Below are 25,731 nucleotides of genomic sequence, written 5' to 3' on the forward strand. Positions count from 1 at the left end.
CTCCCAGAGAGAATTTGAGCAAGGTCTGCCACAGTTCTGTTTGCGCGCCAAGATGGGGAGCGGGCGTCGACGGCGACGGGCGTCGCCATACGCCCTTCGACGATAGGCTGCCTTTTTTTGCTGGCATAATTGTCGAAGCGGCAACTTCGCTCTCGGCCGACCCAAGGCTTCGGCAGAGCGTCCGCTGCACTCGCGAGCAGAGGGACAGAAGACAGGCCGCTCTTCATCCCGGCCTGACCCATGGATCGGGTACCAAATGTCAGATTCTGACCACTAGCGAACGGTCTTCGCGTCGCCCGCAATCGGCAGGTCGGTGCCGCAGCCGAGCAACCGCATCTGATCACGTCGCGCCGCCCGGTCGCGGTCGCCGCCCGGATCGCTGGTCTCGTCCGCCATGATGCCGAGCGCGCGCCCCTGCCGGCGGTCGAGCACCGCGACCGTATGGCGGCTGCACAGCGCCGTCAGGTGTGCCGCGTCGACGGCGCCGAGATCGAGCACCAGCGGGCGGTTGCGCAGGAACGGATCGTTGCGCACGAGGTCGTGGCCGAAGGCGAGCCCGCCGCGGTCCACCATCACGATGTCGGCCGGGGTCGCCGCGATCGCCGCCATGGCGGCCCGATACGGGGCCATCATCTGGACGGCCTGCGCGATGCGCGCCGGCAGCATCACCAGGATCGCCAGCGTCGCCGCGAGCCCGACCGCGACGGCGGCGGCCGCGCGCTCGCCCGCATCCGCCCGTGCCGTCGCGGCGATCCAGCCGTAGCCGGCGAGCAGACAGGCATTGCCGATCAGGCCGTGCAGGTAGCGATAGCCCCAGCCATGGCCCTGATAGGGCAGCAGCACGAACACGGCGAGGAGCGTGAGCACGATGCCGCCGGCGAGCGGCCGGGCGATCCCCTCGTCGCGCCGGATGGCGCCCCAGGCCAGCGTGGCGAGCGGCAGCAGCAGCAGGTGCTGCCAGGCGACGAAGCGCAGCGCATTGGCGATCATCAAGGCGAGGCCGCCGAGGCTGAAGTCGGCGAGGAGCTGCAGCACCCGCGTGGCGAACCAGTCGGCACCGACCTGCGCGGCCGCACCGCCGGCGCCTTCCGCCTGCAGCACCAGGCGCCAATAGGCGATCCAGAACAGGCAGATGACGCCATAGGCCGCGATGTAGAGCAGCGCCAGCCGGAACCGCCGCCGCATCAGCAGATGCAGCACGAAGGGGGCGACGAACAGCGGGTGGAAGACCACTTGGTGCAGCCCGCAGGCCAGCGCCCCGACCGCGACGGCACCGCAATGGCCGCGGCGGTCGTCGCGCAGGTAGAGCGCCAGCCAAGCCAGATTCAGCGCGAGATGCGCCGTCATGGCGAACGCCGTCATGGCGGTGACCAGCACCTGCGTCGAGCCGGCGAGCAGCAGCACGGCGACCACGGTCGCGTCGGGGCGGTCCGGCCACAGCCGGCGGCCGCATCGCCACAGCGCCAGCACGGCGAGGCCGGCCAGCACCGGCGAGGTCCAGCCCGGATCGACGACGAGCCCGACGGCGGCACGCAAGCCGGCATTGCCGGGCAGATAGCTCGACACCCAGAAGGCCCCGCCCGGCACCGGCAGCAGGAATTCCGGGATCAGCGCGTCGCGCAACGCCCGAAAGTCGGGCGGCAGCGCCGCGACCAGCCGACCGGTCCGCAGGATGGTGGCGTCGAAATCGGCCATCATCTCGTCGCGCGACAGCGCAAAGCCGCGCAGGGCCAGGAAAGTGCCCGCCGCCGCGATCATGACGACCAGGGCGGCGGCGATCCAAGCGGTCGGGCCGGCGTCGGGCGGCGGCAGCGCGGCGAGGCGCCGCACCGGCAGCCGCAGCCCGGCGAGCGCGAGCAGCAGCGCCACCGTCACGGCGAGCCAGACCGTATCCTGGCGGACCAGATAGAACTGCGGCAGCCCCTGCGTGGTCAGCGCCGCGAGCAGCGGCGGCGCGACGACGAGGCCGATCAGGATCGCCAGCGCCGAACCGATGCAGGTTTGCCGCAGTGGTGCGGGCAGGGCCGCACGCCCGACCGCAGTGCTTGTTTGTACGACGACGGTCTCCTCCGCCACCGCGCGCCCCCCTGTCCGTCGCTCGCGACGAGCCTAGCCGAGCGGCGTTAGGGACCGCTTAAGCGCGGGAGGGCCGTCGAGGCACGGTCCGTGCTCCGTGGGTCGCGCCGCGGGCGCCGTCGAGGAACAGCCTCACGGCCCGCCGCAGCCGCTCGAGCTTCTTGGGCGTCATGCGGCTGTCCTCGAGGCCGAGCACGATGAAGCGGCGCGGGCCGAGCACGGCGGCCTGGAGGAAATGCTGGGCCGTGAACTGGGTGTCCAGCGGACCGATTTCGCCCTTGGCGCACGCTTGGTCGAGGATCTTGCAGACCGCCCCCAGCACGCGCGAGCCGGCGAAGTCGTAGAGAATCCGCCCGAGCTCCGGGAACCGGCCCACCTCCGCCGTCACCATCCGGTCCAGCGCGACTCCTTCCGGCTTTCCGGTGATCCGCAGGATCTCCACCGCGACCTGCTCGAGTTGCAGCTCCAGCGGACCGGTGGCCACCTGGAGCGAGTCGAGGCTGGGGAAATTCAGCTCGGCCAGACGGATCACGACGGCGGCGAACAGATCCGCCTTGCTGCCGAAGTGTGCATAGAATGTCCGTTTCGAGATCCCGGCCTTTGCCACGATGATGTCGATGGTGGTCGCCCCGTAGCCGGCGCCGAGGAACAGCGTCGTCGCCACCTCGATGATGCGCTTGGTCAGACGGGCCGACGGGTCGGAGGTCGGGCGGCTGCCATGCCGCGCGCGCGTGGACGTGGAGCTTCTCGACGTCGGCATGGGCCCGGCTCTCGGCTGAAGCAGTGCGTATCCGTTTAGAGCACTCCCGGCGCGATGCAACACGCTGTTTCGGAGCCGGCACGGTGCGACAAGCGTCAGCCTTGCCCGGCGTTCGCCGGCAGGCCGGCGCCGGCGAGCGCCTTGCGCTGCCGCTCGGCCACCTGGGCGACCGAGAAGTGCTCGATCGCCTCGTTGAACAGGCGATGGTAGTTGAGCCGCGAATCGAGATGCAGGAACACGCCGCCGAGCCCGATCGCGGCGCGGTCCATGAACACGAATTCCTGCGGGATCGTCACCGGGCCCTTCTCCTTGAGCGCGCGGTGCACCACGAAGGCCTCGCGGCGGCCGTACTCGCCCGGCTTGACGCCGTCCGCGATGGTCCGCACCCGGTCCTCCATCAAGGGCCCGAAGATGAACCGCGCCCAGATGTTCAGGATGTCGATGACGTCGTGCGTGAGATCGCGGAAGCCCCAGGCCTGGTAGGCCTGGACGGTCTGGTCGCGGTCGTTCTTCAGGAGCCCGTGATAGAGGTCGACGACGCCGCTCACGAAACGCGGCGGGAAGATGCGGATGCAGCCGTAGTCGAGCAGGTTGATGCCGGACGGCTCGCCGTCCTGCGAGAACGCCGTGTAGTTGCCGAGATGCGGGTCGCCGTGGATCACGCCGAAGCGGGCGAACGGCATCCACCAGGCGCGGTAGAGCGCGGTGGCGAGGCGGTTTCGGATCTCGATGTCGTCGCCCTTGAAGCTCAGGAGCTTGCGGCCCTCGAGCCAGTCGAGCGTCAGCAGCCTCCGGGTCGACAGCTCCGGCCACACGCCGGGCACCCGGACGCTCGGCTCGTCGGCCAGCACGGTCTGGTAGAGCCGGACATGCTTGGCCTCGCGCTCGTAGTCGAGCTCCTCGCGCACCCGCGCGGCGATCTCCTTGGCGATCTCGGTGGTGTCGATCGCCGGGTCCATGCGCCGGTGCAGCGCGAACAGCCAGCCGAGCTGCTGCAGGTCCGCCTCCACGGCCGACTGCATGTCCGGATACTGGAGCTTGCAGGCGAGGGCGGCGCCGTCGTGCGAGGTCGCCCGGTGGACCTGGCCGAGGGAGGCGGCAGCGGCCGGCTTGTGCTCGAAGCCGGCGAACCTCGCCGTCCAGTCCGGCCCGAGCTCGGCCTGCATGCGCCGCTTGACGAAGGCCCAGCCCATCGGCGGGGCCTCGCTCTGCAGCTTGGCGAGCTCGGCGGTGTATTCGGGCGGCAGCAGGTCCGGGATGGTGGCCATGAGCTGGGCCACCTTCATGATCGGGCCTTTCAGGCTGCCGAGTGCGGCGGCCAGATCCGCGGCGCCGCTCTCGCGATCGTGACTGCCGCTGAGGATGCGGGTCGCCGCCAGCCGGGCGGCAACCCCGCCCACATTGGCGCCGACTCGCGCGTAGCGCTTGGCCCGCGCCGAAAAACGGTTCTTCTCGAGATCGTTCATGGCACCCATCGGTCGGAGTGTCCGATATAGGGTGGTGGGTGGCGAAGCGCCACCGGTGTGCGGCGTCAGCGTGAACGGGCCGCCGGCGACGGCCCCGAGCGCCGGGAGAAGGGTCAGGCCGCGGTCGCGGCCGGGCGGGAGGGCTCGGATCGGTCCAGCCAGGCGACGATGCCGGGCCAGGTCTCGGTGAGGCAGCCGCGCCCCATGAACAAGCCGAGATGGGTGGCCGGCGTCACCTGGGTCACGAGGTTTTCGCGCGGCGTGCCCAGTGCCTTTGCGGCGGCCAGCACCGCGGCCGTGCCGATCAGGGCGTCGTCGCGGCCGGCGAGCAGCAGCACGGGCAGCCGCACGGCCGACAGGTCGATCCGTCGGCCCAGCGCGACGAACTCGCCGCGCGCCAGCCGGTTCTCCTTGTAGAGCCACTCGACGACCTGCAGGTAATAGGTGCCGGGCAGGTCGACGGTCCAGTCGTACCAGTCGCGGAATCGCTGGTGCAGCGCCTCCTCCTCGACGGACGGCGGCAGGTCCGGGTTCGGCGGCGGAAGCTGCAGCTCGTGCCGGATCGCGCCGGGCGTGGTCGGCGCCGGGCCCCACAGGCCGAGCATGAGCTGTCCGAGCAGCCGTCCGTCGCCGAACCGCAGCAGCTCGGTGAAGGCCGAGAGGGGGGTGGTCGCAGCGAGCCGCGACAGCCCGGAATCGCCGGCCGCGAGGTCGAGCGGTGCGCCGCCGATCACCAGCCGGCGCACCTTTCGGGGGAAGCGGGCGGCGAACAGCAGTGCCATCCAGCCGCCCTGGCAGATGCCGATCAGGTCGACCGGCTCGCCGAACTCGTCGACCGCCACGTTGAGGTCGGCGAGCAGCGTGTCGATCGAGAAGTAGCGCATGCCGGGGGTCGCCGAGCGCCATTCGGCGAGATGCAGGTTACGTCTCCCGCAAGCCCTGAGGACCTCGACCAGGCTGTGGCCGGGCGCAAAATCGGCGACCGTCGCGCCGTGCAGCGCATACGGGGCACAGATCAGGGTCGGCCGCGTGTCGGCAGGCTGGCCGGGGCTCGAAAAGTCGCGCAGCGACAGGGTCGGCAGCTCGAGCACGATGGTGTTGGGGGTGGTCCATTCGGGCTGGACCAGCGGCGGCCGCAGCGGCGCCTCGGTTGCCGTCATCCGGGCGAGGTCGTGCACAAAGGCGGCGGTCGCCTCGCTCGCCGACATGGCGGCCAGCATCGGCCACAGAAACGCCGAGGGGAATGACGGACCCGCCATACGCGTCCCTCTGCACTGACGGCCCCGCCGGAATCGACACGGATCCCAGCGTGACGGGCATGGGCTCGGAACGCGTCCGCATGCCCGAAAAGCTCGCAACCTCAGGTTACGCCTTCCGGCCGGCCTCCACAAGCACGCACGGCGTGTCGAGCCGGTGCCGCCACGCGCGGAATGCCATGCGTGTCCAGACGTCCGCACGCGCGGCGGGGTTTCGCCGCGGCCGGTCGCGCGCCCGCGCCGAACCCTGTATGCTCGCCACGGATCAACAGCGAGAGGCCCATGAGCTACACCATCACCGGCCACGACACCGCAGGCGCCATCACCCTGAAGCGGGACTCGCCCGCGGCAGCGATCAAGAAGGCCGACGAGCTGTTGGGCGAGGGCGTCACGGACGTGCAGATCACGGGTCCGGACGGACAGAAGCACAGCTACGCCGAGTTCGCCGAGCGCCACGCCGCCCGGGCGTGAGGCGGATGTTGCCCTCACCCGTGGTGAGAGGATCGGCGCATTCCTGCGCGCCGGGGTGAAGGCGCGAACGCTGGCTTCAGCACCCCCTCACCCGAATCGCTCCGCGATCCGACCTCTCCCCGCCGGGGAGAGGTGAAGCGGACCGAGCCTTGCACCCCGCGTCGAGGACGGTGCGGCTTTCGATCACTCCGCCGGCGCGGGCGTCTGTTCGTGGGCGTGCGTGGCGTTCTCGCCGTGGCCTTCCGTCCCGCCGGCCGGATGCTTGAGCGGCCGGTTGCCGGTCAGCGCCCGCAGCAGGACGTAGAACACCGGCGTCAGGAAGATGCCGAACAGCGTCACGCCGATCATGCCGGAGAACACCGCGACGCCCATGGCGCGGCGCATCTCGGCGCCGGCGCCCGTCGAGGTGACGAGCGGCAGCACTCCCATGACGAAGGCCATCGACGTCATCAGGATCGGCCGCAGCCGCAGCCGGCTCGCCTCGATGGCGGCCTGGACCGGCGTGCGCCCGCCGAGCTCGAGTTCGCGCGCAAACTCGACGATCAGGATGGCGTTCTTGGCCGACAGGCCGACCAGCACGATCAGGCCGATCTGGGTGAAGATGTTGTTGTCGCCGCCGGCGATCCACACCCCCGTCATGGCGGCCAAAATCCCCATCGGCACGATCAGGATGATGGACAGCGGCAGGGTCAGGCTCTCGTAGAGCGCCGCCAGCACAAGGAACACCAGCAGCAGCGCGATCGGGAAGACGATCACGCCGGAATTGCCGGCGAGGATTTCCTGATAGGTCAGCTCGGTCCACTCGTAATCGAAGCCTTTCGGCAGCGTCTCGGCGGCGATGCGCGCCACCGCGTCCTGGGCCTGGCCGGTGGAGAATCCGGGCGCCGCCGCGCCGTTGATGTCGGCCGACAGGAAGCCGTTGTAACGCATGGCGCGTTCCGGTCCGGCCGAGGGCTGCACCCGCAGCACGGCGGCGAGCGGCACCATCTCGCCCGTGGTCGAGCGCACCTTCAGGGCGCCGAGATCGTCGGGGCGGGCCCGGAACGGCGCGTCAGCCTGCACCCGGACCGAGTAGGTGCGGCCGAACTTGTTGAAGTCGTTCACGTAGGCCGAGCCGAGATAGACCTGCAGGGCCTCGAAAACGTCCGGCACCGCGACCGCGAGCTGGCGCGCCTTGGTGCGGTCGATGTCGGCATAGAGCTGCGGCACGTTGACCTGGAAGCTGGAGAAGACGCCGGCGATCTCCGGCGTCTGCATGGCCTTCGCCGTGAACGCGTCGGTCGCCGCCTTGAGCGCGTCGTAGCCCTGCCCGGTCCGGTCCTCGATCTGCAGCTTGAAGCCGCCGATGGTGCCCAGCCCCGACACCGGCGGCGGCGGGAACATGGCGACGAAGGCCTCCTCGATCACGGCGAATTTCTTGTTGAGAGCCAGCGCCAGCGCCGGCCCGGACAGCGCCGCGCTCTTGCGCTCGTCGAACGGTTTGAGGCCGACGAAGACGATGCCGGCATTGGACGAGTTGGTGAAGCCGGAGATCGACAGGCCCGGAAACGCGATGGCGTCCTGGACGCCCTCGGTCTTGAGCGCGATCTCGCTCATCTTGCGGATCACCTCCTCGGTGCGGTCGAGCGTCGCGCCATCCGGCAGCCGGGCGAAGCCGACCAGATACTGCTTGTCCTGGCCCGGCACGAAGCCGCCCGGCACCGCCTGGAACAGCCCGACCGTGAGCCCGACCAGCACCAGATAGACGCCCATCGCCACGGCGCGATGCGAGATCACCCGGCCGACGCCGCCGCCGTATGAGCGCGAGGCGCCGCCGAACGCCTTGTTGAACCCGCGGAAGAACCAGCCGAGCACGCGGTCGAGAAAGCGCGACAATGCATCCTTGGGGGTGCCGTGGCCCTGCAGCAGCAGGGCGGCGAGCGCCGGCGACAGCGTCAGCGAATTGATCGCCGAGATCACGGTCGAGATCGCGATGGTGAGGGCGAACTGCCGGTAGAACTGGCCGGTGAGCCCCGAGATGAAGGCGAGCGGCACGAACACGGCGATCAGGACCAGCGCGATGGCGACGATCGGGCCCGACACCTCCTCCATGGCGCGGTAGCTCGCCTCGCGGGGCGAGAGACCGGCCTCGATGTTGCGCTCGACATTCTCGACCACGACGATGGCGTCGTCGACCACGATGCCGATCGCCAGCACCAGGCCGAACAGCGTCAGCGCGTTGATCGAGAAGCCGAAGGCGTACATCACGGCGAACGTGCCGATGATCGACACCGGCACGGCGAGCAGCGGGATGATCGAGGCGCGCCAGGTCTGCAGGAAGACGATCACCACCAGCACGACCAGCGCGATGGCCTCGAGTAGCGTGTGCACGACGGCTTCGATGGAGGCGCGGATGAACTGGGTCGGGTCGTAGACGATCGCGTACGCGACGCCCTCCGGCATGGCCCCCTGCAGCTCGGCCATCACGCGGCGGACATTGTCCGAGATGGCGAGCGCGTTCGAGCCCGGCGACTGGAAGATGCCGAGCGCCACCGCCGCTTTGTTGTTGAGGAGCGAGCGCAGCGCGTATTCGGAGGCGCCGAGCTCGATGCGGGCGACGTCGCGCAGCCGCACCACGGCGCCGTCGGCGCCGGTCTTGACGATGATGTCGCCGAACTCCTCCTCGTTCTGCAGGCGCCCCTGGGCGTTCACCGAGAGCTGATAGTCGAGGCCGGCGGCGTTGGGCGGGCCGCCGATCACGCCGGCGGCGGCCTGGACGTTCTGGTTGCGGATTTCCCGCACGATGTCGCCGGGCGACAGGCCGTGCTGGGCGATCTTGGGCGGATCGAGCCACACCCGCATCGCGTAGTCGCCGGCGCCGAAGATCTGCACGTCGCCGATGCCCTCGATGCGCTTGAGCCGGTCGCGTACGTTGAGCACCGCGTAGTTGCGCAGATACGTGATGTCGTAGCGGTCGTTGGGCGACAGGAGATGCACCACCATGGTGAGGTCGGGCGAGCTCTTCACCGTGGTGATGCCGAGCCGGCGGACGTCCTCGGGCAGCCGCGGCTCGGCCTGCGAGACGCGGTTCTGCACGAGCTGCTGCGCCTTGTCGGGATCGGTGCCGAGCCGGAACGTCACCGTCAGCGTCATCAGGCCGTCGGTGGTCGCCTGGCTCGCCATGTAGAGCATGCCCTCGACGCCGTTCACGGCCTCCTCGATCGGGGTCGCCACCGATTCGGCGATCACCTTCGGGTTGGCGCCCGGATAGGTGGCGCGCACCACCACCGAGGGCGGTGCCACCTCGGGATATTCCGAGATCGGCATCACCCGCATGGCGAGGAGGCCGGCGAGGAAGATCAGCACCGACAGCACGCCGGCGAAGATCGGCCGATCGATGAAGAAGCGCGAGAAGGACATCGGGGGTGTCTTTCTAAGAACACGTCAGGTGGTCATTCCGGGGCGCCGCGGAGCGGCGAACCCGGAATCCAACGTCGTGTTCTGAGTTCGTGTCTGGATTCCGGGTTCGCGCCTTCGGCGCGCCCCGGAATGACCGGCAATGCAAACGTTGCTTCCTTCGGCGCTCAGTCGCGCGCCGTCGCCTCGGTCACGTGCACGGGGCTGGGCGTCGACCACGACGCCGTCTCCATGCCGACCTGCTTCGGCGCCACGACGGCGCCGGGCCGCACCCGCTGCAGCCCGTTGACGACGATGCGCTCGCCCTCGGCGAGGCCTTGGGTGACGACCCGCAGGCCGTCGGTCGCGGCTCCGAGCCCGACCACCCGGTAGGCCGCCTTGTTGTCGGCGCCGACGACCAGGACGAAGCGCTTGTCCTGGTCGGTGCCGACCGCCCGCTCGTTGACCAGCAGGGCCGGCTCGGCCTTGGGCTGGCCCATGCGCAACCGCACGAACTGGCCGGGCATCAGCGTGCTCTTCGGATTGTCGAACACGGCCCGCACCCGCACCGTGCCGGTGCGGCCGTCGACCTGGTTGTCGATGAGCTGCATCCAGCCGCGCAGCGGCTCGCCGTGGGGCGTGTCCAGCAGCACCGGGATGCGGTCGACCGCGGTGTGCGGGTCGGCCGTCGTGCCGAGGCCCTTCAGGGCCCGCTGCACGGCCTGCTCGTCGGCGTTGAAGCTCGCATAGATGGGATCGATCGAGACCAGCGTGGTCAGCACCGGCGCGCCGCCGCCGGACGCCACCAGATTGCCGACCGTGATCTCCTGGCGGCCGACCCGGCCCGACACCGGGGCGCGGACCTCGGTCCAGCCGAGATTGAGGCGCGCCGTCTGCAGGCTCGCCTCGGCCGATTTCAGGTTGGCGGCGGCCTCGCGCTCGGCATTGACGCGCTGGTCGAGGTCGCGCTGCGACACCGTGCGGTTGCCGAAGAGCTGCTGGCCGCGCTCGAGGTCGCTGGCGGCAAGCGCGACGCGGGCCTGCGCGGCGGCGACCTGCGCCTCGGCGCGGGCCACCTCGGCCGCATAGGGGGCCGGATCGATGGTGACCAACAGGTCGCCCTTGTTCACCAGGGCGCCTTCGACGAAGTGCACGTCCTGGATGGCGCCGGAGACCCGCGGCCGCACCTCGACCCGCTCGATCGCCTCCAGCCGGCCGGAGAACTCGTCGAACAGCGCCACCTCCCGCCGCTCCACCGCCGCGACCGAGACCGGCACGGCCGCCGGCGCCGCTGCGGCCGGGGTGCTGGACCGCGCCGGGGCGATGCCGAGCTGCATCACGCCGGCGGTCCCGGCCGCCAGGATCGCGACCAGCGCAGTGCCGGCGAAAATGGTACGATTGGGGGTCATGTGGCGCTCCGTCGACTTATTTAGTGGTCGCTACATAAAGGTCTGGACGGGCGCCGTCAAGGGACTTATATAGCGATCAGTAAAAAACAAGAAGGTGATGGCCGTGGGACTGGGACGTCCGCGTGGATTCGACATGGACGAGGCGCTCGATCGGGCCCTGCAGGTGTTCTGGCGCCGCGGCTACGAGGGGGCCTCGGTCGCGGAGCTGACCCACGCGATCGGCATCAACCCTCCGAGCCTCTACGCCGCCTTCGGCAACAAGGAAGGCCTGTTCCGCAAGGTCTTGGAGCGCTACGTCGCGGTCCGCACCAAGTTCTGGGACGATGCGCTCGCCACGCCGTCGCCGCGCGACATGGTCGAGCGGCTGCTGCACGGCACCGCCGACTTCATGACCGAAGCCTGCAACCCGCCCGGCTGCATGCTGGTGCGCGGCACGATCGCCTGCTCCGACATGGCCCAGGACGTCCACCAGGAGCTCATCGGGCGCCGCCGCGAAGGCGAGCGGCGTCTGTGCGAGCGACTGATGAGCGCCAAGGCCGCAGGCGAGCTGCCGGACGACCTCGATCCGGCCGACTTCGCCCGCTTCGTCGCCACCGTGCTGGAAGGCATGTCGATCCACGCCGCCGGCGGCGCCAGCCGCGACGACCTTCACAAGATCGCCGCCACGGCGATGCGGGCGTGGCCCGTGTAGGCGATCCTCGAAGCCTCGTATTCCGGGCGCAGTGCCTGAGACATCCAGTCATTCTGGGGCGCGGGCTGTAAGCCCGCGAGCCCGGAATCCATAACCCCGGTCTGTGTTTATGGATTCCGGGCCCGCTGCTTTGCAGCGTCCCGGAATGACGAGGAGGTGCCTTCCGGCCCGAAGCCCCTACGCCGTCTCCATCGCCTCCAGCTCGTCGATCATGCTGGCGATCAGGCCGAGGCCGCCCTGCCAGAAGCCGGGGTCGCGGGCGTCGAGGCCGAACGGGGCTAAAAGCTCGGCGTGCGGCTTGGTGCCACCGGCCGCCAGCATGGCGAGATAGCGCTCGGCAAAGCCCTCGTGGGCGTTCTCGTAGACGGCGTACAGCGCGTTCACCAGGCAGTCGCCGAACGCGTAGGCGTAGACGTAGAACGGCGCGTGGACGAAGTGGCCGATATAGGCCCAGAACGCCTCGTAGCCTTCCTTCAGCTCGATCGCCGGGCCGAGGCTCTCGCTCTGCACCTTCATCCAGATCTCGCCGATCCGGTCGGTGGTCAGCTCGCCCTCGCGGCGCTCGGTGTGGATGTCGCGCTCGAACGTGTAGAAGGCGATCTGCCGCACCACCGTGTTGAGCATGTCCTCGACCTTGGAGGCCAGCATGGCGCGGCGGCGCTTCTTGTCCTCGAGGCCGGCCAGGAGCTTGCGGAAGGTCAGCATCTCGCCGAACACGCTCGCCGTCTCGGCGAGCGTCAGCGGGGTCGGCGCCATCAGCGGGCCGTTCCTGGCGGCCAGCACCTGATGGACGCCGTGGCCGAGCTCATGGGCGAGCGTCATCACGTCGCGCGGCTTGCCCTGGTAGTTGAGCAGCACATAGGGGTGCGCCGACGGCACGGTCGGATGCGCGAAGGCGCCCGGCGCCTTGCCGGGTCGGGTCGGCGCGTCGATCCAGCGGTCGGTGAAGAAGCGCTCGGCGATCTCCGCCATCTTGGGCGAGAACTGCCCGTAGGCCGACAGCACGGCGCCCTTCGCCTCGTCCCACGGAATCGTCGGGGTCGCGACCTTGGGCAGCGGCGCGTTGCGGTCCCAATGAGCGAGCTTTTCCTTGCCGAACCAGCGCGCCTTCAGGGCGTAGTAGCGGTGCGACAGCCGCGGATAGGCGTCGCGCACCGCCGTCACCAGCGCCTCCACCACCTCGCGTTCCACCCGGTTGGCGAGATGGCGCGAATCCGCGATGTCGGCGAAGCCGCGCCAGCGGTCGGAGATTTCCTTGTCCTTGGCGAGCGTGTTGGTGACCAGCGTGAAGGTGCGCAGGTTCTGCTTGAACGTCTCGGCCAGCGCCTCGGCGGCCTTGCGGCGCACCGTCTCGCTCGGGTTCTGCAAGAGCGTCAGGGTCGGCTCGAGCGGCAGCAGCTTCCCCTGCACCTTGAAGCGCAGCCCGGCGATGGTCTCGTCGAACAGCCGGTTCCAGGCCGCATAGCCCGTCACCGACTTCTCGTGGAAGAGCTGCTCGACCCGGTCCTCGAGCTGATACGGCTTCTCCTTGCGCACGTCCTCGATGAACGGCCGGTAGTGGCCGAGCGCCGGATCGGCCATCGCGGCTTCGAGCAGCGCGTCGTCGATGCGGTTGAGCTCGAGCGCGAAGAACAACAGATGCGACGACGCCGCCGTGATCTGGTCCTGCACGTCACCGTAAAATTTCGCTCGCACCGGATCCGTGGTGTCGCCGGCATGGACGAGGCTCGCATAGGAGATCAGCCGGCCGAGCAGGTCGTCGAGTGCCTCCAGCTCGTGGATCGCGGCGGTGAGCGCGCGCCCCGCGTCGGGCTGCTGCGCCAAAGCGGCGAGCTTGCCCTTGAACGTCTCCTCGAAGGCGACGCAGGCCGCGCGGGCGCGGTCGAGGTCGTGCTTCACCTCGGGCGAATCGATGCCGGGATAGAGGTCGGCGAGGTTCCATTCCGGCAGCGCCCCGAGGGCGGCGGCAGGGTCCTTGCCGGAACTGGTGGCGGTGACGGCCGAGCGGGCAGGCGACGGTGACATGGCGGCGGTGATCCGGACCTGTGAAGCGAATGCCTGTGAAGCGTACCGGTCGTATCCGGTGTCGAGGTGGCAAAGCAATGGCGGTGCCGGGCGGCGCCCATCCTCCAGGAGTATCCGGTCGGGCCGATGCGGCCGGTTAGGCCGACGTTAAGCCCGTTCCCCGACAATGACCCAAATCGAGACAACCCACGCAAGGCCGGTCGCCACCATGGCGGAGCGCGTTCTCATCGTCGACGACGACCCGGTGCAGCGGCGGCTGCTCGAGGCGATGGTCGGCAAGCTCGGCTTCGAGGCCGTGACGGCGTCGGGCGGCGACGCCGCCATGGCGCTGCTGAGCGACCCGAACGCGCCGGCCGTCGACGCCGTGGTGCTCGACCTGGTGATGCCCGACCTCGATGGGCTCGGCGTGCTCGCCGCGCTGCGCGAGGCCGGCCAGTCGGTCCCGGTGATCGTCCAGACCGCCCATGGCGGCATCGACACCGTGGTCTCGGCCATGCGGGCCGGCGCGGTCGATTTCGTGGTCAAGCCCGTGGGGCCCGAGCGGCTCTTGGTGTCGCTGCGCAACGCGCTCGCCGCCCGGGCGCTGGAAGGCGAGCTGTCGCGCATCAAGCGCAGCCGCACCGGCACCCTGACGTTCAAGGACATCGTCACCCGCAGCCCGAGGATGCGCGCCGTGCTGCGCGCCGCCGAGAAAGCGGCCGGCTCGACGATTCCCGTGCTGGTCGGCGGCGAATCGGGGGTCGGCAAGGAGCTGGTCGCCCGCGCCGTCCACGGCTCCGGCGAGCGGCGGGCGAGGCCCTTCGTGGCCGTGAACTGCGGCGCCATGCCCGAGACGCTGGTCGAGTCGATCCTGTTCGGCCACGAGAAGGGAGCGTTCACGGGCGCTTCGGACCGCCATGTCGGGAAATTCGTCGAGGCGTCGGGCGGCACGCTGTTTCTCGACGAGGTCGGCGAACTGCCCGCCTCCGCCCAGGTCAAGCTCTTGCGCGCCGTGCAGGAGGGCGAGGTCGAGCCGGTCGGCGGCCGCAGGCCCGTCAAGGTCGACGTGCGGCTGATCTCGGCCACCAACCGGGATCTCATCGCCGACGTCGCCGCCGGGCGCTTCCGCGAGGATCTGTTCTACCGGCTGCACGTCTTCCCGATCACCATCCCGCCGCTGCGCGAGCGCCCTGAGGACATTCCGGACCTGGTCCGCCACTTTCTGCTGCGCTTCGCGGCCGAGGAAGGGCGGCGGGTGCGGCGGGTCTCGGCCGAGGCGGTGGCACTGCTGTCGCGCTTCTCCTGGCCCGGCAATGTCCGCCAGCTCGAGAACGCGGTGTTCCGCGCCGTGGTGCTGGCCGACGGCGACGAGCTCGGACCCGGCGAGTTCCCGCAGATCGCCGGAGCGGCTGTCGCGGCGCCTCCTCTCGTCGACACAGGCGAGTTTGCCACGAATCTGCCGCAGACCTTGCCGGTCGAGGCCGCGCCCGTATCGCTCGACGATACGGTTCAGTCCTCCGCCGGCCTGCTGGCGCTCCTCGACGACGATGGCGAGGTGCGGTCGCTGGACGCTATCGAGGCCGCGGCGATCCGCTTCGCGATCGTCCATTACGGCGGACAAATGTCTGAGGTCGCACGGAAATTGAAGATCGGTCGGTCGACTTTGTATCGCAAGTTGGAAGGCCTCGGGCTGGCCGACGCCGACGAGGCGCTCGAGCCCGACGTGGCCGTCCGGTGACAGGCGTTCCGAAAAGAGCCGCAATAGACGCGAAAAGAAGAGCTTGCGCGGCGGCGGCTGCGCTAGGTTGAGGGCCTGATGCTGCGGTCGAGCGTTGTCGGAACGGCGCCCGCCGCGGCTGCATCGGTGCTTTCGGGCCGATGCGAGACTTGGTTGCCGGTTCCGGGTCCGAGTTTTTTGGTCCGACGGTCGTGGTTGCGAGGATGAACGGTTCGCATCGACGGCTCGACTGACGTGGTGCTGACGTTTGCCCTGGGAGGACATCGCCTATGCGCTTCGATCGTCTGCTCGCCGGAACGGCCCTTGCGCTCGTTCTCGCCATCGGCACCGCCCAGGCCCAATCGGTCCCGTCGCAACCTGCACCCGATACATCGTCGCTCGATACCGCCGTGCCCGCGACCGAGCCGGCGCCCCTGGTGGTGACCCCGACCGACATCGCCCCGGCCGCTGCCGAGACGAAGTCCGAGACCAAGGCCGACGCGGCCCCGAGCGCGCCTGCGGCGCCGCCGACCGCCGTCACCGAATCGAACCCCGACCGTTCGCCCGAGCCTGCGGCCACACCGGCCGAGACCGCGGCCGTGCCGCCGACCCCGGCCGCCACCACCGTGGTGACGCCGGCCGACACCGCGCCGCCCAAGGCCGCCGCCGCTCCGGCGGGTGAGCCGGCCGCGACCGGCTCGATCCCGGTCGTCCCGCTCGCCAAGGTGGTCACGGTCGACCAGCAGGTCGGCGAGAAGCTCGCCGATCTCATCGGCCGCAAGACCGACCGGCGCTTCGACGCCAAGGTGCGGACCTCGCTCGAGACCTTCTATGGCGGACGCAGCTATGCGCCGGTGTGGACCGACAACGGCGCCGTCAACGAGCGCGGTCGCGCCGTGACGGCACAGCTCCGCGCCGTGGCCGACGACGGTCTCGATCCCGACGATTATGCGGTGCCGCAGCTCAAGGCCGATGCGAGCCCGGACGAGATCGCCGACTTCGAGCTCAAGCTCGATGCCACGCTGCTCGCCTATGCGCGCCACGCCGCGGTCGGCCGTGTGCACTGGTCGCGGGTCTCCGGCGACATCGTCTACTACCAGACGGCCCCCGAGGCCGCCGAGGTGCTCGGCAAGCTCGCCTCGGCGAGCGACGCGCGCGCCGCGCTCGACAGCTACATGCCGCAGCATCCGGCCTACAAGGCCCTGAAGGCGAAGCTCGCCGAGGTGCGCGGCCTGTCCGGTGAGGGCGCCGCCAAGCGGATCGGCTACGGCCCGGCCCTCAAGGTCGGCATGGAGGACGAACGGGTCCCCGATCTGCGCGAAAAGCTCGGCGTCGCCGGCACCGGCACCACCTACGACAAGCCGCTCGGCGACGCCGTCAAGGCGCTCCAGAAGCAGAAGGGCCTGAAGCAGACCGGCACGTTCGACACCGCCACCATCGACGCCATGAACGGCCCGCGCAACGAGCGCACCGCCGACATCATCGCGGCCAATCTCGAGCGCTGGCGCTGGGTCGCGCACGACCTCGGCAAGTCGCACGTGGTCGTCAACATCCCGGAATACATGCTGCGGGTCTACAACAACGGCGCGACCGTGTGGACGACCCGGGTCGTCGTCGGCAAGCCGGGCAACCACGCGACGCCGCTGCTGTCGGAGACGATGAAGTACATCACCGTCAACCCGACCTGGAACGTGCCGCCGTCGATCGTCTATGGCGAGTATCTGCCGGCCCTGCAGCAGGATCCGACCGTGCTGTCGCGCATGGGGCTCAACGTGTCGCGCAATCCCGACGGATCGGTGCACATCTCGCAGCCGCCCGGCGCCGGCAATGCGCTCGGCCGCATCCGCTTCAACTTCCCCAACAAGTTCCTGGTCTACCAGCACGACACGCCGGACAAGCACCTGTTCGCCCACGACAAGCGGGCCTACAGCCACGGCTGCATGCGGGTGAAGGATCCGGACAAATACGCCGAGGTGCTGCTCGGGCTGACGCTGCCGCACGAGCGCTACACGGCGGAGCGCATCCGCGCCATGTACGGCTCGGGCGAGCGGGACATCAGGTTCCCCAACCCGATCCCGGTGCACCTGACCTACCAGACCGCCTCGGTCGACGAGACCGGCAAGCTGGTCATCCGCGAGGACATCTACGGCCGCGACAGCCGCACCATCGCGGCGCTGAAGAGCGACGAGCGGAAATATGCCGAGACGCCGGTCGAGCCGCGGCGCGAGGCCTCGTCGGCGGGCGCGGTGCGGCGCCAGGCCGTGCGCCTGCCGCAGGAGCAGCCGCGCTCCAGCGGCTTCCCGCTGTTCAACCTGTTCCGCTGAGCTTTTCCCGGGACGTTTCGCCCGCGGTGTTGCGATGAGCGTCGATGGTGGCCGGGCGTCGTCCCGGCCGCTGTCGTTTTGGCCGGCGCGGTGCAGCGCGGCCAATTAAGCAAGTATTGCGCCATGTATGGAGTGTGACTCGTTCACTTCGACTCCCGAATTCCGGCACCTCCGAGGCAGCCTCGAAATGCGCTCGGTCCTCCGGTAAAATACTAGTCGGATCAAAATCTTCTGGCGGCGTGTCGCAGCGGCGACAGGCGGCTTGTTTTCGCCATACTCACGGTTTAGTGAATAACTCGTGATGGGGGAGAGGGTGGCAGCGACGCTGCGGTTACCGATCCCATAAGGACGAATGAGCCCCGTCGACGGATTGTGCACGGGGGTGCGATCCGGCGACACGCTCCGCGGACACTGTTCGCGGGGACGTTGGAGCTATGTCTGAATGAGAGATCGAACGTGGCACTGAGCAACGTCAGCCACGATTCGGCGACCGGCGCGGTTCTGCGTGCCGGTCGCCGAGTCGGCCTCGCCGCCCTGGTGCTCTGCTTCGGCTGCGACGGTCTGCAGACCGCGGCGGCCAACGGCGACACCCGCACCATCACGTTCCACCATCAGCACACCGGCGAAGCCCTCACCATCACGTACAAGCGTGATGGCCGCTACGACGACGAGGCGCTCAAGAAGATCAACTGGGAGCTGCGCGACTGGCGCCGCAACGAGGCGGTCAGGATGGACCCCCAGGTGATCGATGCCGTGTGGGAGCTCTATCGGGCCGTCGACGGCAAGGACGGCGTCGAGATCATCTGCGGCTATCGCGCCCCGGCGACGAATTCAATGCTGCGTGCCCGCTCGGGCGGCGTCGCCCAGCACAGCCAGCACATGCTCGGCAAGGCGATCGACCTCAAGGTCCGCAACGTTTCGCTCGACCGGCAGCGCGAGGCGGCGATGCGGCTGCAGCGCGGCGGCGTCGGCTACTATCCGGGCTCGCAGTTCATCCATGTGGACGTCGCCGGCGTGCGCCACTGGCCACGCATGACCTACGACCAGCTCGCGCGTGTCTTCCCGAACGGCCGTACCGTTCACGTTCCGTCGAACGGCAAGCCGCTGCCTGGCTATCAGCTCGCGCTGGCCGACCTGCAGAAGCACGGCAGCGCGCCGTCGCTCGCCTCGCTCGAGGCGGCGCGTGCCGCCGGCGTCGACACGGCGGCGCCGGCCAGGCCAGGCCGCAACCTGCTCGCCGCGCTGTTCGGCGGCGGCAAGGATCCGGAAGAGGACGAGGACGCGACCCGCGCGACCGCGGCCCTGCCGGCCGCCTCGCCCAAGCCGGCGGACGGCCCGCGTGCCACGCGCCTCCAGACCGCCCGCGTCGAGACGGCGAAGCCGGAGACCGCCAAGGTCGAGCCGGCCAAGCTCGACACCGCCAAGCAAGAGCCCGCCAAGCAAGAGCCGGCGAAGCCGGGCGCGATCCGCGCCGCCGCCGTCAAGCCGCCGGCTCCGCCGGCCGCGCCGGAACCCGAGATGTTCGCGCTCGCCTCGGCATCGAGCACCCCGGTGACGCTCACTCCGACGGCCGCCAGCACCTCGGTCGCCATCCTGGGCGAGGAGCCGCCGCGTCCGCGCGCCGAGATGGGCTCGGCGAGCGAGCCTGCCGCGGCCTCCGAGCAGCCCTATCGCACCGCCTCGGCCGGCGGCGACGTGATCATCCCGACCCGGGAGCGCACCGTGAGCCAGACCGGCTCGCTGTGGCCGCGCAACCGCGACGCCGCCGACCGTGTCCCGCTCGAGCTGGCGCTCGCCTATGCGGCCGAGCCGGACCGCCGCGGCAACCCGGCCTCGCCGGCGCGCGCGCCCGCCATGGGCTCGCTGGTCGACCGCGCCCGCCTCACGGCCGAGACGCCGGCTGCCGCTCCTGCACCGACGCCGACTGCGGACGGCACCCCGCTCGCCATGGTCAAGAAGACCGCGGCCCGCCTGCCCGGCGGCCGTGGTGCCGAAACCGTCGCAGCAACGGTGCCCGCGCCGACCGCGGCCGTCGTCCCGGTGGTCCCGGGCATGCGCTTCGACGACCCGTGGCTGCGCGCCGTCATGATGGCGCCGAACCTGCACACCTCGCTGACCGTGACGTCCTACGGCGATCCCGATTTTTCGGAGCTGTCCGGCCTGATGGGCAAGCCGATCGGCTCGGTGGTGATGTCGTTTGCCAACGAGCCCTATCCGGGCCTCGGCACCGAGCGATTCAGCGGCGGCGCCGTGGTCTTTCTCGCCACCGTCACGTTCCGCCGCACCGCCTCGCTGCACTGAGGCGGCGGGCTCGCCCGCGCCGAGCCCAAGCCCAAGCCGACATCAAGGCCCGCTCGTCCCCGTGAAAGCGGGGACCCAGCGCAAGAACCCTGGATTCCCGCTTGCGCGGGAAGGAGCGGAGGTTGTGGCTTCTGCCCGTCTTTACGTCGCTTCTCTATGCCGCCTGTCGAAAACGAGAACGCCCGGCGCGAACCGGGCGTTCTCGTCTGTCGTGACGGTCTGCGCTCACATGATGCCGAGGGCGGCCTTGTAGGTTTCCAGGATTGCCTCGTGCTCGGCGCGCTCGTCCTTGTCCTGCTTGCGCAGGCGGATGACGGCGCGCAGCGCCTTGGTGTCGTAGCCGTTGCCCTTGGCCTCGGCGAACACGTCCTTGATGTCGTCGGCGATGGCTTTCTTTTCCTCCTCGAGCTTCTCGATGCGCTCGACGAAGGCCTTGAGCTGGTCCTGGGCGAACCGCGTCGCGCGATTCTTGTCGGCGTGGGGATCGGTGGCGGCAGCGGTGGCGGGCATGAGCGGTCCTCGAGAGGAAACGGAATCCTATGGCTGATACGGAGGGATTCTGCCGGGCCGTCAAGGCGCCGTCAGGGCAACGGCGCCGCGATCCACATCATCCACACGGCAAAGCGAAATAAAGTCGCTGCCGTCGAAGAGTCGTCGCGGTCTCGACCGACCGGAGCCAACCGGAGGGAGTGGTCCGGGTTGCACGAGGGCGGCCCGTCCTCAGCCGTGCACGTGCGACTTGGCGAAGGCGTCCTTCTGCGCGGCCGATGCCTCGCGCTGGTGCTTCGCCTTCCACTCCTCGTACGGCATGCCGTAGACGGCCTCGCGGCTCTCGTCCTTGGACAGCGGCACGCCGCGGGCGTCGGCCGCGTCCTTCAGCCAGTTGGACAGACAGTTCCGGCAGAAGCCGGCGAGGTTCATCAGGTCGATGTTCTGTACGTCGGTGCGGCCGCGCAGGTGCTCGACCAGCCGCCGGAACACGGCGGCCTCCAGCTCGGTGCGGGTCTTGTCGTCGAGGGTCTTGTCGTCGAGGGTCATTTCGGGGGTCCTCCAGGTCGTCCGCACGATAGAGATCGGGCCACCGGGGCGCCAGCCGCGCGCGGGTCGCATGCCGGTCGCGCCGGCTTCCGCGTAGTTGTCCGGGATGAATTCTCCGCGTCAGCGATTATAAGGCGTTCGGTCCTGCGACAGTGTCGCGGACCGCGAAAAATCCGAGGTTGCAATGAGCCCGACCCGCGATCTGCTGACCAAGCTCTACGAAGCGGCCGTTGCGGCCGCCCATCCGGCGGTCTGCCTGCCGCCCGAGCTGCCGCCGCCGCCCCCGAACGGGCGCCTCGTCGTGCTGGCCGCCGGCAAGGCCGCCGGCGCCACCGTGCAGGCGGTCGAAGCGTATTATCTCGACAAGCTGCGCCTGCCGCCCGAGCGCCTGACCGGCATCGCCGTCACGCGCCACGGCCACGGCAAGCCGAGCCGGGTGATCCCCGTGGTCGAGGCCGGGCATCCGGTGCCTGACGCGGCCGGGCTCGCCGGTGCCGAGAAGAGCCTCGCGCTCGCCGATGCGGCCGGTCCCGACGACCTGGTGCTGGTGCTGGTGTCGGGCGGCGCCTCGGCCAACTGGATCGCCCCGGCCGAAGGCGTGTCGCTCGCCGCCAAGCAGGCGGTGACGCGCTCGCTGCTGCGTTGCGGCGCCAATATCGGCGAGATCAACACGGTGCGGAAGCATCTGTCCCGGCTCAAGGGCGGGCGGCTCGCGGCGCGGGCGCATCCGGCCAGGATCGTCACCCTGGCGATCTCCGACGTGCCCGGCGACGACCCGAGCGTCATCGGCTCGGGCCCGACCGTGCCGGACCCCTCGACGCTCGCCGACGCCAAGGCGATCATCGCCCGCTACGCCCTCGATATTCCCGACGAGGTGAAGCGCGCGCTGGACAATCCCGCCAACGAGACGCCGAAGCCGGGCGATCCGGCCTTCGCGGATCTCGACTACCGCATCGTGGCGCGGCCGCAGGACGCCTTCGAGGCGGTGGAGGCCAAGGTCCGCGCCTCCGGTCTCGACTGCCTGCTGCTCGGCGACCGGCTGGAGGGCGAGGCCCGCACGGTCGCGGCCCAGCACGCCGCCGTCGCCAAGGAGTTCGTCGCCCAGGGCCGCCGGATCGTGATTCTGTCGGGGGGCGAATTGACCGTGACGTTGCGTGGAAAAGGCCGCGGCGGTCCCAACCAGGAATACGTGCTGGCGCTCGCGGCGGCGCTCGACGGCCTGCCGGGTGTCGCGGCGCTGGCGGCCGACACCGACGGCATCGACGGCGGCGGCGGCAAGGCGGACGACCCGGCCGGCGCCTTCGTCGACGAGACGACGCTGGCCCGGGCCCGCGCGCTCGGCCTCGATCCCGCCGTGTTTCTTGCCGACAACGACTCGACCGGCTTCTTCGAGCGTCTCGGCGATCTGTTGCGCCCGGGACCGACCTGCACCAACATCAACGATTTCCGGGCCATTCTGGTCGACCGGTGATCGGCCCGGCGGGGACGACGCTGATCCGGAATGGCGACACGCACGGACACCACCTCACGTGACGCGCGGCGATGGACCCGGGCGGCCGGCATGGCCGCCGCGGTCGCCGTGCTCGTCCTGTGGTCGAGCCGTCCCGCATCCGCCGACTTCCGGCTGTGCAACAACACGGCCGGCCGGGTGGGAATCGCCGTCGGCTACAAGGACGGTGACGGCTGGGCAACCGAGGGTTGGTGGAATCTGCCCGCCCGCACCTGTGAAACCCTGCTCCGCGGCACGCTTGTTGCACGATACTATTATATCTACGCGGTAGATTACGACCGCGGGGGAGAATGGTCCGGCCAGGCCTTCATGTGCACGCGCGACAAGGAATTCACCATCCGGGGCACCGAAGACTGCCTCGCGCGCGGCTATGACCGGACCGGCTTCTTCGAGGTGGACACCGGTGAACAACAGACCTGGACGGTACAACTGACCGATTCGAACGAGCAGACCTCGCAGCGGCCCGGCGGCCCCAATCCCGCTCCCTCCGCGCCCTTCATGGCGGTGCCGCCCGGCCAGGGTCGCCCGTCAAATCCCCCGCAATTTCCCGGAAGCCCCCCCCGATGAGACGACAGCGGCGCGTCAAGATCGTCGCCACCCTCGGCCCCGCGAGCTCCGACCAGGCGGCCGTCACGCGCCTGTTCCAGGCCGGCGCCGACGTGTTCCGAATCAACATGAGCCACACGACCCCGGACCGCATGCACGAGATGGTGCGCATGATCCGGGCCGTGGAGGAGGAGCTCGGCCGGCCGGTCGGCATTCTCGCCGACCTGCAGGGGCCGAAGCTGCGTATCGGCACCTTCGCCGAGGACGCCGTGATGCTCGATCGCGGCGCCACCTTCGTGCTCGATTCGGACCCGACGCCCGGCACGGCCGAGCGGGTTTTTGTGCCGCATCCCGAGGTGCTCGGCTCGCTCGAGCCCGGCCACTCGCTGCTGCTCGACGACGGCAAGATCCGCCTCACCGTGCTGGAGACGTGGAACGGCCGGGCGTTGACCCGGGTCGAGGTCGGCGGCCGGCTGACGGCCCGCAAGGGCCTCAACCTGCCCGACACCATGATCGCCTTCCCGGCCCTGACCGAGAAGGATCACCGCGACCTCGAGGCCGCCCTCCACGCCGGGGTGGACTGGATCGCGATGTCGTTCATCCAGCGGGCCGAGGATCTGGCCGCCGCCCGAAAAATCACCCGGGGCCGCGTCGGCCTGCTCGCCAAGATCGAGAAGCCGCAGGCCATCAAGGCGCTGCACGACATCATCGACGCGGCCGATGCCCTGATGGTGGCGCGCGGCGATCTCGGCGTCGAGATGCCGCTCGAGAAGGTGCCGGGCCTGCAGAAGCAGATCACCCGCGAGGCCCGTCGCACCGGCAAGCCCGTGGTGGTCGCGACCCAGATGCTCGAATCGATGATCTCGAGCCCGGTGCCGACCCGTGCCGAGGTGTCGGACGTCGCCACCGCGATCTTCGAGGGCGCCGATGCCGTGATGCTGTCGGCCGAATCGGCCTCGGGCCAGTACCCGGTCGAGGCGGTCGCGACGATGAACCGGATCGCCGAGGAGGTGGAGCGCGACCCCACCTTCCCGACCGTCACCCAGGGCCTGCGGGCGCCGCCGGAGCGTACCGGTGCCGACGCCATTGCGGCGGCGGCCCGACAGATCGCCGAGACGCTCGACCTCTCGGCCGTGGTGTCGTGGACCTCGTCGGGCGCGACCGCGTTCCGGGTGGCGCGCGAGCGTCCGTCCGTGCCGGTGGTCTCGATCTCGCCGAACCTCGCCACCGGCCGCAAGCTGGCGCTGGTGTGGGGCGTCCACGCCGTCGTCGCCGAGGATGCGCGCGACCAGGACGACATGGTCGAGCGCGCCTGCCGCACCGCCTTCTCGGAAGGCTTCGCCCGCGCCGGCGAGCGCATCATCATCGTGGCCGGCATGCCGCTCGGCATGCCCGGCGCCACCAACATGGTGCGCATCGCCTATGTGGGGCCGAAGGCGGCGGAGTAGCGTCTCTGCTCGGCATTCGTCCGGGTAGCTGTAGCGGTCGCTTCCTCCGCGGTCGTCATGCGCGAGCGAAGACCCGAGCATCCATCAATTCGAGAGACGAGTCTTGCTCCAGGCGATGGATGACCGGGTCTCGGCCCTTTGGGCCCGCCCGGCCATGACGGAGTGATCCGATCAACATCGTTGCCGAAACAACGCCGATCAGATCGGCCTTCCGTCGACCTTGTCGGCGAGGGTGCGGACCTTGTCGGCCATGCCCTTCAGGCGCGGGTTGACCTCCAGCGCCCGGCGGTAGGCGGCGAGCGCGTTCGTCTCGTCGCCGATCTCCTGCATGATGGTGCCGAGCCCGACCAGCGCGCCGAAATGGCGCGGCTCGCGCCGCAGCACCTGACGCAGGTCGGCGAGCGCGCTCGCATAGTCCTTCTGCAGGAAGAACACGGTGGCGCGCCGGTTCCAGCCCTCGACGTATTGCGGGCGGATCTCGACGATGGCGTCGAGCAGCCGGATCGCCAGGACGCGGTCGTCCTTGTCGATCGCCGCCTTGGTGCGGGCCATCAGCAGGTTGACGGTGTCGCTGCCGGAGGCGAGCCAGACGGCCCATATGCGATCCTCGACCGCCTTGGCCGTGGTGTCGTCGGGCGCCGCCTTGAGGGCGCCGAACAGCATGTCGAGATTGCGGGTCGGATCGCCGCGCGGGGCCTTCGGCACGCTGGCCGGCGGCTCAACCCAGTCAGTATCCTGGGCGGCCGCGGGCGACGCCGACAGGGCCGCGCATGCCAAAAAACCGCCGGCGACCAGGGTCGCGGCGGCCAAGCGGCGTGTCGTTGCAAGAACGTCCGAACCCGATCGTTTCCAGCGCATGGCGCCAGTGTAGGGCGATCGGCGCACCGCCGACAAGGCTGGCGGCCCGGACCCGGGTCACAGCCGCGCGAGCGCGAGGCCGCGCGGCGACGTCTCCGCGGCGTCGCGGCGGAGCCTCAGCCCTGCCGGGCCTTGAAGCGGCGCTGGGTCTTGTTGATGACGTAGACGCGGCCCTTGCGGCGGACCAGGCGATTGTCCCGGTGGCGCCCGCGCAGGGACTTGAGCGAGTTGCGGATCTTCATGGCTCGTCCTCGGCACGCCGTGGGTCGAGACCACGGGTGGATGCAAAAACAATCCCCGCCACGGCCGGATTTTGTCCGGCAAGGCTGGGATCGGCTCGATGTTTGAGCGGACCGGATCGGCCCGGGGCCGCCGATACGCGAATGCGGCCGAAACATAGGGAGGCCTGCTCGCCCGGTCAAGCCGTGAGCCGCCATTGCCGCGGTCGGTCTCGGGCGCCCGCCGCGGATGTCGGGCAGAC

General features: G+C 69.9%; 19 protein-coding genes. 8 read left to right on the forward strand and 11 right to left on the reverse strand.

Annotated features, from left to right (window positions below; genetic code table 11):
- Positions 1–273: 273 nt before the first annotated feature.
- From HXX10_RS14295 to HXX10_RS14310, 4 genes are all read right to left on the reverse strand, one after another.
- A complete protein-coding gene (locus HXX10_RS14295) occupies positions 274–2,076 on the reverse strand; it encodes a hypothetical protein (RefSeq protein WP_296523166.1) in 1,803 nt (600 codons plus the stop codon).
- Between the two features lie 58 nt (positions 2,077–2,134).
- A complete protein-coding gene (locus HXX10_RS14300; RefSeq protein WP_296523168.1) occupies positions 2,135–2,836 on the reverse strand; it encodes a TetR/AcrR family transcriptional regulator in 702 nt (233 codons plus the stop codon).
- A gap of 95 nt (positions 2,837–2,931) precedes the next feature.
- Positions 2,932–4,311, reverse strand: a complete 1,380-nt coding sequence (locus tag HXX10_RS14305; RefSeq protein ID WP_296523170.1) for an AarF/ABC1/UbiB kinase family protein — start codon at positions 4,309–4,311, stop codon at positions 2,932–2,934.
- A gap of 104 nt (positions 4,312–4,415) precedes the next feature.
- Positions 4,416–5,561 carry a poly(3-hydroxyalkanoate) synthetase gene (locus HXX10_RS14310; RefSeq protein WP_296523172.1) on the reverse strand — a complete coding sequence of 382 codons (1,146 nt, stop codon included), beginning with the start codon at positions 5,559–5,561 and terminating at the stop codon, positions 4,416–4,418.
- A gap of 279 nt (positions 5,562–5,840) precedes the next feature.
- On the opposite strand from HXX10_RS14310, the gene HXX10_RS14315 reads away from it, so the two are divergent.
- Positions 5,841–6,029, forward strand: a complete 189-nt coding sequence (locus HXX10_RS14315) for a hypothetical protein (protein WP_296523174.1) — start codon at positions 5,841–5,843, stop codon at positions 6,027–6,029.
- A 183-nt stretch (positions 6,030–6,212) separates the two neighbouring features.
- Here the strand turns inward: HXX10_RS14315 and HXX10_RS14320 are convergent, their stop codons facing one another.
- Both HXX10_RS14320 and HXX10_RS14325 read right to left on the reverse strand, forming a co-directional pair.
- The gene (locus tag HXX10_RS14320) at positions 6,213–9,428 is read right to left on the reverse strand and encodes an efflux RND transporter permease subunit (RefSeq protein ID WP_296523175.1); all 3,216 of its coding nucleotides are present in this window, start codon (positions 9,426–9,428) and stop codon (positions 6,213–6,215) included.
- A 164-nt stretch (positions 9,429–9,592) separates the two neighbouring features.
- Positions 9,593–10,741 (reverse strand): efflux RND transporter periplasmic adaptor subunit, encoded by a 1,149-nt coding sequence (locus HXX10_RS14325; protein WP_296523287.1) that lies wholly within the window; start codon positions 10,739–10,741, stop codon positions 9,593–9,595.
- A gap of 169 nt (positions 10,742–10,910) precedes the next feature.
- On the opposite strand from HXX10_RS14325, the gene HXX10_RS14330 reads away from it, so the two are divergent.
- Positions 10,911–11,504 carry a TetR/AcrR family transcriptional regulator gene (locus HXX10_RS14330; RefSeq protein WP_367141977.1) on the forward strand — a complete coding sequence of 198 codons (594 nt, stop codon included), beginning with the start codon at positions 10,911–10,913 and terminating at the stop codon, positions 11,502–11,504.
- Between the two features lie 177 nt (positions 11,505–11,681).
- Here the strand turns inward: HXX10_RS14330 and HXX10_RS14335 are convergent, their stop codons facing one another.
- Positions 11,682–13,529, reverse strand: coding sequence for a M3 family oligoendopeptidase (locus HXX10_RS14335; protein ID WP_296523178.1), 1,848 nt, complete (start codon positions 13,527–13,529; stop codon positions 11,682–11,684).
- A gap of 208 nt (positions 13,530–13,737) precedes the next feature.
- Between HXX10_RS14335 and HXX10_RS14340 the strand changes: the two genes are divergently transcribed.
- From HXX10_RS14340 to HXX10_RS14350, 3 genes are all read left to right on the forward strand, one after another.
- A complete protein-coding gene (locus HXX10_RS14340; protein WP_296523180.1) occupies positions 13,738–15,246 on the forward strand; it encodes a sigma-54 dependent transcriptional regulator in 1,509 nt (502 codons plus the stop codon).
- A 269-nt stretch (positions 15,247–15,515) separates the two neighbouring features.
- Positions 15,516–17,549 carry a L,D-transpeptidase family protein gene (locus HXX10_RS14345; RefSeq protein ID WP_296523182.1) on the forward strand — a complete coding sequence of 678 codons (2,034 nt, stop codon included), beginning with the start codon at positions 15,516–15,518 and terminating at the stop codon, positions 17,547–17,549.
- Positions 17,550–18,005: 456 nt separating this feature from the next.
- Positions 18,006–19,850 carry a DUF882 domain-containing protein gene (locus tag HXX10_RS14350; RefSeq protein WP_296523184.1) on the forward strand — a complete coding sequence of 615 codons (1,845 nt, stop codon included), beginning with the start codon at positions 18,006–18,008 and terminating at the stop codon, positions 19,848–19,850.
- Between the two features lie 225 nt (positions 19,851–20,075).
- Here HXX10_RS14350 and HXX10_RS14355 read toward each other — a convergent pair whose 3' ends face one another.
- Together HXX10_RS14355 and HXX10_RS14360 are read right to left on the reverse strand one after the other, a co-directional pair.
- Positions 20,076–20,360 (reverse strand): DUF2312 domain-containing protein, encoded by a 285-nt coding sequence (locus tag HXX10_RS14355; RefSeq protein WP_296523185.1) that lies wholly within the window; start codon positions 20,358–20,360, stop codon positions 20,076–20,078.
- Positions 20,361–20,570: 210 nt separating this feature from the next.
- Positions 20,571–20,888 carry a DUF1244 domain-containing protein gene (locus tag HXX10_RS14360; RefSeq protein ID WP_296523188.1) on the reverse strand — a complete coding sequence of 106 codons (318 nt, stop codon included), beginning with the start codon at positions 20,886–20,888 and terminating at the stop codon, positions 20,571–20,573.
- Positions 20,889–21,072: 184 nt separating this feature from the next.
- Between HXX10_RS14360 and HXX10_RS14365 the strand changes: the two genes are divergently transcribed.
- From HXX10_RS14365 to pyk, 3 genes are all read left to right on the forward strand, one after another.
- A complete protein-coding gene (locus HXX10_RS14365) occupies positions 21,073–22,359 on the forward strand; it encodes a glycerate kinase (protein WP_296523190.1) in 1,287 nt (428 codons plus the stop codon).
- Positions 22,360–22,449: 90 nt separating this feature from the next.
- The gene (locus HXX10_RS14370; RefSeq protein ID WP_296523192.1) at positions 22,450–22,965 is read left to right on the forward strand and encodes a DUF1036 domain-containing protein; all 516 of its coding nucleotides are present in this window, start codon (positions 22,450–22,452) and stop codon (positions 22,963–22,965) included.
- On the forward strand, positions 22,962–24,392 hold the full coding sequence (pyk, locus tag HXX10_RS14375) for a pyruvate kinase (protein ID WP_296523194.1): 1,431 nt from the start codon (positions 22,962–22,964) through the stop codon (positions 24,390–24,392). The genes HXX10_RS14370 and pyk overlap by 4 nt, the downstream gene beginning before the upstream one ends.
- Positions 24,393–24,590: 198 nt before the next feature.
- On the opposite strand, the gene HXX10_RS14380 is transcribed toward pyk, so the two are convergent.
- Positions 24,591–25,202 (reverse strand): tetratricopeptide repeat protein, encoded by a 612-nt coding sequence (locus HXX10_RS14380; protein WP_296523196.1) that lies wholly within the window; start codon positions 25,200–25,202, stop codon positions 24,591–24,593.
- 164 nt (positions 25,203–25,366) lie between these two features.
- Positions 25,367–25,492, reverse strand: coding sequence for a type B 50S ribosomal protein L36 (gene ykgO / locus HXX10_RS14385; RefSeq protein WP_111421746.1), 126 nt, complete (start codon positions 25,490–25,492; stop codon positions 25,367–25,369).
- Positions 25,493–25,731: the final 239 nt, after the last annotated feature.

The organism is Rhodoplanes sp. (assembly GCF_013377085.1).
In the GTDB taxonomy this organism is placed as follows: domain Bacteria; phylum Pseudomonadota; class Alphaproteobacteria; order Rhizobiales; family Xanthobacteraceae; genus Rhodoplanes.

Bases quoted from the DNA above. Each gene is read 5' to 3' on its own strand.
- HXX10_RS14300 (WP_296523168.1), bottom strand. From the start codon at position 2,836: ATGCCGACGTCGAGAAGCTCCACGTCCACGCGCGCGCGGCATGGCAGC.
- HXX10_RS14305 (WP_296523170.1), bottom strand. From the start codon at position 4,311: ATGGGTGCCATGAACGATCTCGAGAAGAACCGTTTTTCGGCGCGGGCC.
- HXX10_RS14310 (WP_296523172.1), bottom strand. From the start codon at position 5,561: ATGGCGGGTCCGTCATTCCCCTCGGCGTTTCTGTGGCCGATGCTGGCC.
- HXX10_RS14315 (WP_296523174.1), top strand. From the start codon at position 5,841: ATGAGCTACACCATCACCGGCCACGACACCGCAGGCGCCATCACCCTG.
- HXX10_RS14320 (WP_296523175.1), bottom strand. From the start codon at position 9,428: ATGTCCTTCTCGCGCTTCTTCATCGATCGGCCGATCTTCGCCGGCGTG.
- HXX10_RS14325 (WP_296523287.1), bottom strand. From the start codon at position 10,741: ATGCAGCTCGGCATCGCCCCGGCGCGGTCCAGCACCCCGGCCGCAGCG.
- HXX10_RS14330 (WP_367141977.1), top strand. From the start codon at position 10,911: ATGGCCGTGGGACTGGGACGTCCGCGTGGATTCGACATGGACGAGGCG.
- HXX10_RS14335 (WP_296523178.1), bottom strand. From the start codon at position 13,529: ATGTCACCGTCGCCTGCCCGCTCGGCCGTCACCGCCACCAGTTCCGGC.
- HXX10_RS14340 (WP_296523180.1), top strand. From the start codon at position 13,738: ATGGCGGAGCGCGTTCTCATCGTCGACGACGACCCGGTGCAGCGGCGG.
- HXX10_RS14345 (WP_296523182.1), top strand. From the start codon at position 15,516: ATGCGCTTCGATCGTCTGCTCGCCGGAACGGCCCTTGCGCTCGTTCTC.
- HXX10_RS14355 (WP_296523185.1), bottom strand. From the start codon at position 20,360: ATGCCCGCCACCGCTGCCGCCACCGATCCCCACGCCGACAAGAATCGC.
- HXX10_RS14360 (WP_296523188.1), bottom strand. From the start codon at position 20,888: ATGACCCTCGACGACAAGACCCTCGACGACAAGACCCGCACCGAGCTG.
- HXX10_RS14365 (WP_296523190.1), top strand. From the start codon at position 21,073: ATGAGCCCGACCCGCGATCTGCTGACCAAGCTCTACGAAGCGGCCGTT.
- HXX10_RS14370 (WP_296523192.1), top strand. From the start codon at position 22,450: ATGGCCGCCGCGGTCGCCGTGCTCGTCCTGTGGTCGAGCCGTCCCGCA.
- pyk (WP_296523194.1), top strand. From the start codon at position 22,962: ATGAGACGACAGCGGCGCGTCAAGATCGTCGCCACCCTCGGCCCCGCG.
- ykgO (WP_111421746.1), bottom strand. From the start codon at position 25,492: ATGAAGATCCGCAACTCGCTCAAGTCCCTGCGCGGGCGCCACCGGGAC.